Origin of the sequence: Sulfuricella sp. (genome assembly GCF_035531155.1) — a bacterium.
Taxonomy (GTDB): domain Bacteria; phylum Pseudomonadota; class Gammaproteobacteria; order Burkholderiales; family Sulfuricellaceae; genus Sulfuricella.
Map to the genome: position 1 here is coordinate 74,632 of NZ_DATKTK010000004.1, position 12,750 is coordinate 87,381.

The window sequence follows — 12,750 nt, forward strand, 5'->3', positions numbered from 1 at the left end:
AACCTGGGCCTTCGGACCCCGCTTTTTCCCCTGTCATCAGGTAGGTTATTTCTCTACAAATGCCCGCTCAATCACATACTGTCCCGGGACGCCGATGCGTGGCGACACGACAAAGCCCAGACTGTCGAGTAGCGCCGTAGTGTCTTCCAGCATGGCCGGGCCGCCGCACAGCATCGCTCGATCCTGTTGAGGGTCTAGGGCCGGCAATCCCGTGTCAGTAAACAGCTTGCCATTGGCAATCAATTCGGTCAGGCGGCCCTGGTTGCGGAACGGCTCCCGCGTCACCGTCGGGTAATAGACCAGCTTTTCCCGTACCCAATCGCCCAGATATTCGTGCTGCGCCAATTCGCCGGTGATGAAATCGGCATAGGCGAGGTCACTCACCCGTCGCACCCCATGGATCAGCACGACATGCTCGAAACGCTCATAGGCATCCGGGTGCTGGATGATGCTGAGGAAGGGGGCGAGCCCGGTACCGGTCGCCAGCAGGTAAAGGTTGCGGCCGGGCAACAGATCATTGAGGATCAGCGTACCGGTCGGCTTGCGACTTACCAGGACCGGATCGCCAGGCTGCAAGTGTTGCAGGCGAGAGGTGAGCGGCCCGCCAGGCACCTTGATGCTGAAGAACTCCAGATATTCTTCATAGTTGGGACTGGCAATACTGAAAGCCCGCGTTATCGGTCGGTCCTCTCCGGGCAGGCCGATCATGACGAACTGGCCGTTTTCGAAACGCAGTGCCATATCGCGTGTGGTTTTGAAGCTGAACAGCGATTCGTTCCAGTGATGTACGCTCAACACCTTCTCGGTGGCAAAAGCACTCATGCCTGTCTCTCCTGCAATTGTTGGATGGCCCGGGTAACTGCCGGCACGACCTCGAAAAGATCCCCAACCAGCCCATAATCGGCCACTTTGAAAATCGGTGCTTCCAGGTCCTGGTTGATCGCCACGATTACCTCGCTGTCGCTCATTCCGGCCAGATGCTGGGCCGCGCCGGATAGACCGACAGCTAGATAAATCGCCGGTGCGACAACAACGCCAGTCTGGCCTACCTGCAACTCGTTGGCCGCAAAGCCGGCATCGACTGCCGCCCGGGTAGCACCTACTGCAGCGCCGAGCGTTTCGGCCAGCGGTGCCAACACGGCATCAAATTTTTCTCCCAGCGCCCGGCCGCCCGATACCACAATACGGGCGCTGGCCAGCTGCGGCCGTTCGGAGACCTGACGGTTCACGGCCACCCGGCGGCTTGCTCCTCCGCTCGCCAATGCTGGCAGGGCAAATACCGGGACCGCTTGCGATTCGCCAACCGGCGCAAAGAGCGGTGCGCGTACGGTCAGCACCTGGATAGCATCCCGGCTGGTCATGCTAGCCAGCAGGCGCCCTGCATAAAGGGGACACACATAGGAGGCCGGACCGGTGATGCGAACCACATCGCCAATCATCGCGACATCAAGCAGGGCGGCAACTCGCGGCAACACATCCCGCGCCAGACTACTGTGGGCTGCCAGCAAGACCTTGCGTTCGTGCATCAGGTCGACCAGCAGCGGGGCTAAATCTTCGGCCACCGGCATCGCGTCACTGTCGACATGCAGCACCCTCTGCACACCGGCAAGGCATGCCGCTTCGTTCGCTACGACCGCAGGGCCGATAACCAGCAACTCGACGGGCTGCTGCCAAAAACCGGCGGCGCCTACCACGCGCCGGGTGGCTGGCTTGAGTGCCAATCCATCGTGTTCAGCAAGAATCAATACACTCATAACAACTCCCTGATTTCCAGCCGGCGACCTTCGGCCTGTAGGCATTCGACCAACTCGGCAACATTGGCCACGCGGCGGCCGGCTGCACGCACCGGGGGTTCGCTGAGCCGCTCCACCACCAGGCGGGACGTGTAATCGACACCCAGTTCATCGGCCGTCAGCGTCTCTATCGGTTTCTTGCGTGCCTGCATCAGGTTTGGCAGCTTGATAAAGCGCGGATCGTTGAGGCGCAAATCGGCGGTCACCACCGCTGGCAAGCGCATGACCAGCGTTTCGGTACCGCCTTCGATTTCCCGTACCGCCTGCAACTCCTGGCCCTCGATCTGCAAGGATGATACAAATGTGGCCTGTGGCCAGCCCAGCAAAGCGGCCAGCATTTGCCCTTCCTGTCCGGCATCGTCATCGATGGCCTGTTTGCCGATCAGCACCAGTTCCGGCCCTTCACGCATCACCACGGCTTGCAGGAGCTTGGCTACCCCCAGTGGTTGCAGGCTGGTCTGCGTATTCACCAGCAACGCCCGATCCGCACCCAGCGCAAGAGCATGACGCAAGACGTCCTGAGTGGCGTCATCACCCAGTGCTACCGCAACAATTTCGCTGGCGATGCCGCGCTCCTTCAGGCGCACCGCTTCTTCCAGAGCCACTTCATCAAACGGGTTGATGCCCATCCGGGCACCCTGTGTTTCGACTTCCAATCCATCAGGCCGAATGTGAACAGGAGCGTTCGCATCCATAACCCGCTTAACCGCAACCAATATCTTCATTTAAGTACCCCTGTTTGCATCGCAGTTTATTTAGCGGCACAATATATGTAAAACTGATTTTATAAATAATGTATATCTCTAAAATAGATATATATGGGCAACCCCATGAAATTCACCCTGCGTCAGCTGGAAATATTCGTCGCCATTGCCCGGTTGGGCAGTGTCTCGCGGGCCGCGGAGGTGCTGGCCCTGTCGCAATCGGCCACCAGTACCGCGCTGGCCGGGCTGGAAAAGCAATATGACACCTTGCTCTTCGACCGAATGGGCAAGCGGCTGCACTTAAGCGAATCCGGCCGTGCCTTGCTGCCGCGCGCCAATGCCCTGATCGATCGGGCGAGTGAAATCGAGCTGCTGCTGAAACAGGGCAGCGGGCCGGCTACCCTGCACTTCGGCGCCACGCTCACCATCGGCAACTATCTGGCCACCTTGCTGGTGGGGGAATTCCTGCGCCGAGAGCCTGCCAGCAAGGTGACGCTGGAAGTCCACGATACGGCTACCATCATCCGGCAAGTTGCGCAGTTCGAGATCGATTTCGGCTTGATCGAGGGGCATTTTCTGCATCCTGACTTGCAGACCGAGCCCTGGGTTGCCGACGAACTCGTTGTGTTTGCCGCGCCCGACCACCCGCTGGCGGGAAGGGATGAAGTCAGCCTGGATGAACTGGTAGCCTGTCCATGGATCGTTCGGATGGCCGGATCAGGTACGCGACAGACCTTTGAATATGGCATGCGTGAATTTTTGCCGCAGTTGCAGATCCGGCTGGAGCTTGAACACACGGAAGCGATCAAACGCGCCGTGGAATCCGGCATGGGCCTGGGGTGCATGTCGCGCCTGGCGCTGAAGGAAGCCTTCCGGCGCGGCAGTCTGGTGGAAATCCCCACCCCGGCACTGGATTTCCGGCGCCAGTTTCATTTTGTCTGGCACCGGCAGAAATTCCTCTCGCCCGGGATCGAGCGCTTTCTGGCGCTGTGTCGTACGGCCGCATCCAATATCCAGCGCAGCGATGAAATCATCCTGAGCCGCGATGATGGCACTCCCGCCCGCTTTATCTGAATCAAGGAATGAAAAATGGAACGCGACGTCCTGCAATTTGACGTACTGATCATCGGCGCCGGCCCGGCCGGACTGGCTGCGGCTATCCGTATCAAGCAACTGGATGCCCAAAGCGGGCGTGATACCAAGGTGTGTGTTCTGGAAAAAGCCGCCAGTTTTGGTGCGCACCAGCTCTCCGGTGCGGTGGTCGATACCCGGGCGCTGGATGAGCTGATCCCGGACTGGCTTGACCGTGGCGCACCGGCAGGTACTGCGGTTGATTCGGAGCGTTTCTGGCTGCTCGGGCGCAAGCGGGCCTTTTCAATTCCTGTTGGTCTGATGCCGCCACAGCTGGATAACCATGGTTGCCGGATCATGAGCCTGGGCAAGCTCTGCCAGTGGCTTGCCAGCGAGGCCGAAGCCCTCGGCGTCGACCTCTTTGCCGGTTTCAATGCCAGCGCACCCGCGTATGACGAGCACGGCCGGTTACGCGGGGTGATCACCGGCGATGCCGGGCTCGACCGCCATGGCAAGCCCAAAGCGGGCCATGCGCCGGGCGTGCTGATCGAAGCCGCCTACACCCTTGTCGCCGAAGGCAGCCGGGGTTCGCTGACGCGCGAGCTGGAAACCCAGTTCGACCTGCGTCGGGCCGCCGACCCCCAGCAATATGGTCTCGGCCTGAAGGAACTCTGGCAGACCATACCTGGCTCTCCTCATCAGGCAGGTACGGTCTGGCACACGCTGGGCTGGCCCTTGGGGGGTGATACGGGTGGCGGAGGCTTTGTCTATCAGCAGGAAGATGGACAGGTCGCTATCGGCTTTGTGGTGCACCTCAACTACCGCAATCCGTACCTGAATCCCTACCAGGAATTCCAGCGCTTCAAGACCCATCCGCTGATTGCCGGTCTGCTCGCAGGGGGCAAGCGGGTTGCCTATGGGGCACGCTCCATTACCGAAGGTGGCATCCAGGCGCTGCCGGAACTGGCCTTTCCCGGAGGGGCGCTAATCGGTTGCACCGCCGGTTTTGTGAATGTGCCGCGCATCAAGGGCATCCACAACGCGATGAAGTCCGGCATGCTGGCCGCCGAAGCAGCCCATGCCGCGCTCGGCCAGGGGCGCAGCAGCGACCTCCTGGCCGATTACCCGGCGTCGCTGCGCGCATCCTGGGTCTGGCAGGATCTCGATGCCGTGCGCAATACCAAACCGATGCTCTCGCGCTGGGGTACGCTGGCCGGCACGCTGGCCACCGGTGCCGAACTCTGGCTTGCGCATCTGGGGGTACGTCTGCCCTGGACACTGCGCCACCGCAAGGCCGATCACCAGAGTTTGTTGCCAGCCAGCGCCTGTCAGCCCATCGACTACCCGCGTCCGGACGGGAAACTGAGTTTTTCATTGAGCGATTCCCTGATGCTCGCGAATTTGGCTCACGATGAGGATCAGCCTTGCCACCTGGCTCTGGCCGATCCGGATCGGGTCGTGACCGAGAACCTGCCGCGCTACGCTGCACCGGAAACGCGTTACTGCCCGGCGGGTGTCTACGAAATTGTGGAAGAGCCACAGGGACCACGCCTGCAGATCAACGCCGCCAACTGCCTGCATTGTAAAACCTGCGACATCAAGGACCCTGGCCAGAATATTACCTGGCGGCCGCCAGAGGGAGGCTCGGGCCCCAACTATTCGGGAATGTAAATGGTAACCATGGGTTAGCGTAGTGCCTTATCGAAATTTCATTGTAGCTACATCACCACCAGGGCACTCCGCCTTTCACGGGCTGAAGCCCGTGAAAGTTCATATGCAGCCCAAATTTTCAGGGCAGGAATGCCACCACCGCCGCCCATCCAGCAAGCCCGATCAGCAACACCGCCCACAGTATCCGACTGGATGAAATCGCCTCTTCGCTGGACCCGATCTTGTAGCCGTTGATCATGCTCCGCACCAGGTTCTCGCGATGTAGCAATCCGCTCACCACGACACCGGCTACGTGCAAGCCGACCACGGCAAGCATGGTGTTGGCCAGGACTTCGTGAAATTCCTCCAGCCATTCGCCACCAAGCTCGTTATAAGCCGCCCAACCGCTACCCACCGTGGCGAATCCGAACAGGATCAGCAGGTAGATCGCGTAGCTGCCTGCCGGGTTGTGACCGACCCAGTGGCTCTTTTCCCCGCGGAACAAGCCCGCGAGATAGTCCAGCGCCTGCCGCGGCGAAAACAGAAACGAGGTGAAGCGTGCGTAACGTGTACCGGCAATTCCCCAGAATATCCGGAAAGCCAGCACAGCTACCATCGTATACCCGGCTGCGACGTGAACCAGGCGCCATTCCTCGCTCTCCCCGGTCAGCCAGGCCACGGCGAAACTCGCCACCAGCAGCCAGTGGCCGACGCGCGTCGGCAGGTCCCAAACCAGAATCTTTTTCATGATTTGTTCTCCCTATTCCCAGCGCCGCCCGTCGGGCATGCGGATGCTGTGCTCCGACCAGTCGCCGCGTTCGGCAGTGACATGGCAGGCGGTGCAGTTGGCGCGGCTTTTGACCTTGGCATGCGACCAGGCTGAATTCGACACCTCGCGGTGCTTGCGCTGAAACCACGCCGTGTCGCTGATGCGCAGCGTGTTCGCGCTGTATTTCTGATCCCGCGCCGCATAGCGCTCGAGGAAGGCGAGTATTTCAGCGTTTTCCTTCGCATCCAGCGTGGCGTTTGCGCCAAAATGTCGATCCAGCCCTTTCATCATCTGCCGCCAGTTTTCCGCCGTCAGCAGTTGGGGTGGATAGGCCATGTGGCAGCTGCCGCACTCGGTCTGCCATTTCGGGTTGCCAGGCACGGCAAGCTTGTGGCCATCGGCCAGCGCCGAAGATGAGATCGCGATTAAAAGAATGGCAATGAACGTTTTCATACCCGGCCTCCTTTACTGACAAATTGAATGAAATCGGCTTTTTCCGCCGCGCTGCACTCGCGCCCAACCACCTCCTGGCAATTGCGCCTGAACCATTTCTCGACCTTGGCCGAACTGGCAAAGCGCTCCGGGTTTGCAGCGGGAGAAAGCGGGGCGATGCGCTTGCTGGTCACGACATGCTTTCCTTCCGCCGTGGGCTGATCGCTATGGCAGGTCGCGCAACTCGGCATGGTTTGCGACACGCCCCATTTTCGGGCGAACAGACCCTGACCGCGCTCCGCCGAGGGGGTAAAACCCGGCGTGGCGCGCGCGGCTTCGGCCGTGTAGCCGGCAATCAGGCTGGATGGGGTTTCCGCGTAGGCGACGCCGGCGCCTACAATAAACAGCATGGCAATTCCTATTTTCTTTGCAGTCATAATACAATCTCCTTTATCTACCCAACATTTCCCGGGCTGCATGCTCTTTGCCTGAGTCCCGGAACAGAGTGTGAACCCTAAGTCTTAACCGATGCTTAATGGAGAATTATGAAGGCACCGCGATGAGAGTCCTGCTGGTCGAGGACGATCCCCTGCTCGGCGACGGCGTACAGAAAAGCCTCGGCCACCTGGGGTTCACCGTTGACTGGCTGCGCGACGGCAAACAGGCGGAGCACGCCCTAGCCAGCGAGGAATATGCCGCGGTGGTGCTCGACCTTGGCCTGCCGCAGCGCGACGGCTTCACCCTGCTGCACACCGCGCGTGAAGGCGGACTGCGCACGCCGGTGCTGATCCTGACCGCACGCGACACCACGCCTGACAAACTCAAGGGCTTCAGCCTCGGCGCCGACGATTATGTGGTCAAGCCGGTCGACATGGAAGAGCTGGCCGCGCGGCTGCATGCGCTGATTCGGCGTTCCGGCGGCCATGCTACGGCACGCCTCCGTATCGGCGCCATCGAGATTGACCCGGCAGCGCATCAGGCATGGCGCGAAGGCGAACCGGTCGAGCTGTCGGCCAGGGAATTCGCCATTCTCGTGCAGCTGATGCAAAACGCCGGCCGCGTCCTCACCCGCGCGCAACTCGAAGAGAGCCTTTACGGCTGGGGCGACAGCGTCGAAAGCAACACCATCGAGGTATTCATTCACCACCTGCGCAAAAAACTGGGCGCCGATTTCATCCGCACCCTGCGCGGCATCGGCTATAGCGTGGAGCGTCAGCCATGAATTTCAGAAAACTCTCCCTGCAGGCGCGGCTGGTTGCCCTGATGCTGGTCGCGGTGACGCTGTTCGGCTTGCTGGCGGGTTATGAAAGCTACAAGAATGCGCTCCACGAGGTGGACGAAATTTTTGATGCTCAGCTCGCCCAGCTTGGGCAGACCTTACTCGCCATCGCCATCCATGCCGATGACGACGAAACCGAAAGCACCGGGCCGATCGCCCACAAATACCAGCGCGCCCTGGCCTTCCAGGTGTGGAGCACGGAACACGACCAGCCTCGCCTGCTGCTGCATTCCGGCAAATCCGCGGCTGCACTGCCCGATCGTCTGCCGGAAGAGGGCTTCAGCCATGGCGAATGGCAGGGAGAACGCTGGCGCTTCTATCGGCAGAGCGACCCCAGGCGGCAGCTGGAAGTGGTCGTCGGCCAAAACGACCTGGCGCGCAACGATCTCGCCAGGGGAGTCGCCTGGCACAACCTGCAGCCTTTCCTGTTCGGGATTCCCCTGCTGGCCCTTGCCGCACTGATAGCGATCAGCTTCGGTCTGCGCCCCCTGCGCAAACTGGCGCAGGAACTGAACTTGCGCTCACCGGAACGGCTGGACCCTATTCACCTTGACGACACACCAAAAGAAATCAAACCGGTCCTCGATGCGCTCGGCCAACTGCTCACCCGTGTCGCCGGAACGCTGGAGAACGAGCGGCGCTTCACCAGCGACGCCGCACATGAACTGCGCACCCCCCTTGCCGCATTACGGGCGCAGGTCCAGGCAGCCATGCTGACCGATGAGCCTGCGGAACGCCTGGAAAGCCTGCACAAGGCATTGCAGGGCATGGACCGGATGAGCCATCTGGTCGGGCAGTTGCTGACACTGGCCCGGCTTGATGAGCTTTCCGCCTCGACCCACCTCGAACCGGTAGACCTTGCCGCAGTGACACGCGAATGCTGCGCCGAAATTGGGCCCGAGGCGCTCGCCAGGAATATCGAGCTGGAACTGAACGGAGAAGACACCGCGCCCATTTCAGGCTCGCCCGACCTTCTGCGCGTGCTGGTGCGCAACCTGCTGGACAACGCCATCCGCTATACGCCAGAGGGAGGGCATGTTGTCGTGACGATACAGGCCCTGAAAAATTCAGCTCATCAACTCGATGTCTGCGATAGCGGCCCCGGCGTGTCGGACGAGCAGCTCGCCCAACTGGGTCAGCGTTTTAGCCGCTTCAGCCCGACACTGGCCGAGGGCGTCGGGCTGGGGTTATCCATCGCCCTGCGCATTGCGGAAATTCACCGGGCCCGCATTGCCTTTTCCCGTGCCACGACGGCGGGCGGACTCCGGGTGCGCGCCGAATTCCCACCTCTTTCCCATTGATTACCAGACCGGCGCGCGGCAATCGGTTCTTGACTAATCCCCGGTTTAAGGCTTTAATAGCGCGCTTTGGTTTTAGCTGGTTTGATCTTTCATTCTGACTAAAATCAGTTCCCGCTTAAATAGCATGGCCCGGTAGCTCAGTCGGTAGAGCAGAGGATTGAAAATCCTTGTGTCGGTGGTTCGATTCCGCCCCGGGCCACCAGAATTTCTAGTAAATAAAAATCCCCTTGGGGTTTGCCCTTGGTCACCACCATATTTGGGTGCTGCCTCATCAAGCGGCACCGCTCCTTGCCAAGCCCGTGGCGAAAAGTGCACAATTGAGCCATGCAGTTATTCACCCTCGGAATCAATCACCAAACCGCGCCCCTGGCAGTTCGCGAACAGGTCGCCTTCCACGCTGAAAGCCTGGAACAGGCGCTGCACGACTTGGTCGGCCACCGTCCGGTGAAAGAGGCGGCGATTCTTTCCACCTGCAACCGCACTGAAATCTACTGCAACACCGACAGCCCGCAGCAAGCCATCGAATGGCTGGCGGACTACCATCACATCAAGAAACAAGCGATCGAGCCGCATCTCTACACCCTGCCGCAGGGCGAGGCGGTCAAGCACGCCTTCCGCGTCGCCAGCGGGCTGGATTCGATGGTGCTGGGCGAGACCCAGATTCTCGGCCAGCTGAAACAGGCGGTGAACACCGCAGAACGCGCCGGCACTCTGGGCACGCTGCTGCACAAGCTGTTCCAGCGCACCTTTTCGGTTGCCAAGGAAGTCCGCACCCAGACCGAGATCGGCGCCAGCAGCGTTTCCATGGCCGCCGCCTCGGTGCGGCTGGCGGAACGCATCTTCCCCTCGATCAGCGAACAGCGCGTCCTGTTCATCGGCGCGGGCGAGATGATCGAGTTGTGCGCCAATCATTTCGCGGCGCATCACCCCAAGCACATCACCGTCGCCAACCGCACCCTGGAGCGCGCCAGCGCGCTGGCCCTGCGACTGGGCGGCAGCGCCATCACCCTGAACGAACTGCCGGATCACCTCGCCACCCACGATATCATCGTCACCTCCACCGCCAGCCCCCTGCCGATTCTGGGCAAAGGACTGGTCGAGCGCGTCATCAAGCAGCGCAAGCACCGGCCGATATTCATGGTGGACCTGGCGGTGCCGCGCGACATCGAGGCCGAGGTCGGCGAACTGGACGACGTGTTCCTCTACACCGTGGACGACCTCGCCCTGGTAATCGAGGCCGGTCTCGGCAATCGTCAGCTGGCCGCCGAGGAAGCCGAGGCGATCATCGAGGTTCAGGTGGAAGATTTCATGCACTGGATGGATACGCGCAGCGTCGTGCCCACCATCCGCGCCCTGCGCGATCATGCTGAACGGCAGCGCCGCCATGAGCTGGAACGCGCCCAGCGTCTGCTCGACAAGGGAGAAGACCCGCGCGAAGTGCTCGAACAGATGAGCCGGGCGCTCGCCAACAAATTCCTGCACGACTCCAGCCACGCCCTCAACCACGCCAGCGGAGAAGACCGCGCCCAGCTTGAAGCGCTGCTGCGCCGTCTGTATCACATTCACCCGGAATGAAAATTCTGACCACGAATAACACGAATTTCCACGAATGTTCACGAATAAAAAGACACCGGCAATCACGCGGCTTTTCATTCGTGTTTATTCGTGTCATTCGTGGTGAAGCTTTTTTCTCAAAACCATGAAACCCTCCATCCAATCCAAGCTCGACCAGCTTGCCGAGCGCCTGGTTGAATTAACCCAGCGCCTGAGCAGCAACGACGCCACGTCGGACATGGAAAACTATCGCCGCCTCACCCGCGAGCATTCCGAAATCACGCCGGTGGTCGAGCTCTATCAGCGCTTCCAGCAAGCTGAACTGGATCTGAAAACCGCCCAGGAAATGCTCTCCGACCCGGAGTTGAAGTCGTTTGCCGAAGACGAGGCACAGAGCGCCAGGGAGCAACTGGCGCAGATTGAAATCGACCTGCAGAAGCTGCTGCTACCGAAGGACCCCAACGACGAACGCAATATTTTCCTGGAAATCCGCGCCGGCACCGGCGGCGACGAATCGGCCCTGTTCGCCGGCGACCTGTTCCGCATGTATGCACGCTACGCCGAAAGGCAGCGCTGGAAAGTGGAAATCCTGTCGGAGAGCCTGGGCGAAATGGGCGGCTACAAGGAAATCATCGCCAAGATCATCGGCCAGGGCGCCTACTCCAAGCTCAAGTTCGAGTCCGGCGGCCACCGCGTGCAGCGCGTACCGGCGACCGAAACCCAGGGGCGGATTCACACTTCAGCCTGCACCGTCGCCATCATGCCGGAAGCGGACGAACTGGCGGAAGTGAACCTCAACCCCGCCGACCTCAGGATCGACACCTACCGCGCCTCGGGCGCCGGCGGCCAGCACATCAACAAGACCGACTCGGCGGTGCGCATTACCCACCTGCCCACCGGCATCGTGGTGGAGTGCCAGGACGACCGCTCGCAGCACAAGAACAAGTCGCAGGCGATGTCGGTGCTGGCGGCGCGCATCATGGACGTGCAGTTGCGCGAACGCCAGTCCAAGGAGGCCGCCACGCGCAAGTCGCTGATCGGCAGCGGCGACCGCTCCGAGCGCATCCGCACCTACAACTTCCCGCAGGGGCGCATCACCGACCACCGCATCAACCTCACCCTGTACAAGATCGAACAGATCATGGATGGCGACCTGGACGAACTGGTTGGCGCGCTGATGTCTGAGCATCAGGCGGAACTGCTGGCTTCCCTGGGCGGGGAAGAGTAATGAGCAAACCTCGGTGGGCGCAGAGGGAACCCTGTTTTATTCGCATTCCTCCGCACCTTCTGCAGTGAAGTAATGCCTTTGATCCTTCACAACCTGTTGCAGCACGCCACTGCCATGCTGGCCACTGCGCTCGATCTTGGCACCCGCGAAGCCCGCCTCGAAGCCCAGATCCTGCTCTGCCACGTTATCCAGCAGCCCCGTTCCTGGCTCGCGGGCCACGACCGCGACCCGGTTCATGCCGGCCAGGCTGCCGCTTTTGATGCGCTGCTGCAGCGCCGCCTCGGTGGCGAGCCCATCGCCTACATTCTGGGCGAGCGCGAGTTCTACAGCCTTGATTTCAAGGTCACCCCGGCGGTGCTGATTCCGCGCCCGGAAACTGAGCTACTGGTCGATCTGGCGCTGGAACGCATTCCTGCCGGCCATCCCTGCCGGGTGCTGGATCTGGGTACCGGTAGCGGCGCGGTGGCGGTGACGTTGGCTCTGCACCGCCCCCAGGCAGAAGTGGTTGCGGTAGACCAGTCCGCCGCGGCGCTGGCCGTGGCCGAGGGAAACGCCCGGCAGATGGGCGCGCGCAACCTGCGCCTGATTCAAAGCGACTGGTACAGCGCCCTGGACGGAGAAAAGTTCGACCTGATCGTTTCCAACCCGCCCTACATCGCCGCCACCGACCCGCATCTCGCGCAGGGCGACCTGCGCTTCGAGCCCGCTGCGGCGCTGGCTTCAGGCGCGGATGGGCTGGACGACATCTGCGCCATCGTCCGGAGCGCCGCCGCCCACCTCCATCCCGGCGGCTGGCTGCTGTTCGAACACGGCTACGACCAGGCGGCAGCCTGCCGCGAACTGCTGGCCCAAGCGGGCTTCGAACAGGTTGCCTCGGCCGCCGACCTGGCCGGCATCGAGCGCGTGAGTTATGGCCTATGGGTGTCCTGATTTGTAACTTGCATTTTTTATATATCTTATTAAAATAGT

13 protein-coding genes and 1 tRNA gene are annotated in these 12,750 nt (G+C 61.2%); 8 read left to right on the forward strand and 6 right to left on the reverse strand.

Features of this window, described 5'->3' with window-relative positions:
* Window positions 1–45: 45 nt before the first annotated feature.
* The 3 genes from VMV64_RS01455 to VMV64_RS01465 are packed head-to-tail and all read right to left on the reverse strand — an operon-like array spanning window position 46 to window position 2,518.
* Complete coding sequence (locus tag VMV64_RS01455) at window positions 46–822, reverse strand: ferredoxin--NADP reductase (RefSeq protein ID WP_325328167.1); 777 nt, start codon at window positions 820–822, stop codon at window positions 46–48.
* Window positions 819–1,754: an electron transfer flavoprotein subunit alpha/FixB family protein gene (locus VMV64_RS01460; protein WP_325328168.1), complete on the reverse strand. Its 936-nt coding sequence runs from the start codon at window positions 1,752–1,754 to the stop codon at window positions 819–821. Before VMV64_RS01460 ends, VMV64_RS01455 begins: the two co-directional genes overlap by 4 nt.
* The gene (locus VMV64_RS01465) at window positions 1,751–2,518 is read right to left on the reverse strand and encodes an electron transfer flavoprotein subunit beta/FixA family protein (RefSeq protein ID WP_325328169.1); all 768 of its coding nucleotides are present in this window, start codon (window positions 2,516–2,518) and stop codon (window positions 1,751–1,753) included. Before VMV64_RS01465 ends, VMV64_RS01460 begins: the two co-directional genes overlap by 4 nt.
* A gap of 105 nt (window positions 2,519–2,623) precedes the next feature.
* Between VMV64_RS01465 and VMV64_RS01470 the strand changes: the two genes are divergently transcribed.
* Both VMV64_RS01470 and VMV64_RS01475 read left to right on the forward strand, forming a co-directional pair.
* On the forward strand, window positions 2,624–3,571 hold the full coding sequence (locus tag VMV64_RS01470) for a LysR family transcriptional regulator (RefSeq protein WP_325328170.1): 948 nt from the start codon (window positions 2,624–2,626) through the stop codon (window positions 3,569–3,571).
* Between the two features lie 15 nt (window positions 3,572–3,586).
* Window positions 3,587–5,239 carry an electron transfer flavoprotein-ubiquinone oxidoreductase gene (locus tag VMV64_RS01475; protein ID WP_325328171.1) on the forward strand — a complete coding sequence of 551 codons (1,653 nt, stop codon included), beginning with the start codon at window positions 3,587–3,589 and terminating at the stop codon, window positions 5,237–5,239.
* A gap of 118 nt (window positions 5,240–5,357) precedes the next feature.
* Here VMV64_RS01475 and VMV64_RS01480 read toward each other — a convergent pair whose 3' ends face one another.
* From VMV64_RS01480 to VMV64_RS01490, 3 genes are read right to left on the reverse strand one after another with little or no spacing between them, the layout of a single operon-like run.
* Entirely contained in the window at window positions 5,358–5,966 is a 609-nt protein-coding gene (locus tag VMV64_RS01480; protein WP_325328172.1) for a cytochrome b/b6 domain-containing protein, read from the reverse strand.
* Between the two features lie 12 nt (window positions 5,967–5,978).
* Window positions 5,979–6,440, reverse strand: a complete 462-nt coding sequence (locus VMV64_RS01485; RefSeq protein ID WP_325328173.1) for a diheme cytochrome c — start codon at window positions 6,438–6,440, stop codon at window positions 5,979–5,981.
* On the reverse strand, window positions 6,437–6,856 hold the full coding sequence (locus VMV64_RS01490; protein ID WP_325328174.1) for a DUF1924 domain-containing protein: 420 nt from the start codon (window positions 6,854–6,856) through the stop codon (window positions 6,437–6,439). The genes VMV64_RS01485 and VMV64_RS01490 overlap by 4 nt, the downstream gene beginning before the upstream one ends.
* 122 nt (window positions 6,857–6,978) lie before the next feature.
* Between VMV64_RS01490 and VMV64_RS01495 the strand changes: the two genes are divergently transcribed.
* The 6 genes from VMV64_RS01495 (at window position 6,979) to prmC (ending at window position 12,711) form a co-directional block, all read left to right on the forward strand.
* Window positions 6,979–7,641: a response regulator gene (locus VMV64_RS01495; protein WP_325328175.1), complete on the forward strand. Its 663-nt coding sequence runs from the start codon at window positions 6,979–6,981 to the stop codon at window positions 7,639–7,641.
* Entirely contained in the window at window positions 7,638–8,999 is a 1,362-nt protein-coding gene (locus VMV64_RS01500; RefSeq protein ID WP_325328176.1) for an ATP-binding protein, read from the forward strand. Before VMV64_RS01495 ends, VMV64_RS01500 begins: the two co-directional genes overlap by 4 nt.
* 126 nt (window positions 9,000–9,125) lie before the next feature.
* Window positions 9,126–9,201, forward strand: a tRNA-Phe gene (locus VMV64_RS01505).
* Window positions 9,202–9,323: 122 nt separating this feature from the next.
* Window positions 9,324–10,574, forward strand: a complete 1,251-nt coding sequence (gene hemA, locus VMV64_RS01510) for a glutamyl-tRNA reductase (protein ID WP_325328177.1) — start codon at window positions 9,324–9,326, stop codon at window positions 10,572–10,574.
* Window positions 10,575–10,698: 124 nt separating this feature from the next.
* Window positions 10,699–11,781 carry a peptide chain release factor 1 gene (gene prfA / locus VMV64_RS01515; protein ID WP_325328178.1) on the forward strand — a complete coding sequence of 361 codons (1,083 nt, stop codon included), beginning with the start codon at window positions 10,699–10,701 and terminating at the stop codon, window positions 11,779–11,781.
* Window positions 11,782–11,853: 72 nt separating this feature from the next.
* Window positions 11,854–12,711 (forward strand): peptide chain release factor N(5)-glutamine methyltransferase, encoded by an 858-nt coding sequence (prmC, locus tag VMV64_RS01520; RefSeq protein ID WP_325328179.1) that lies wholly within the window; start codon window positions 11,854–11,856, stop codon window positions 12,709–12,711.
* Window positions 12,712–12,750 lie beyond the last annotated feature (39 nt).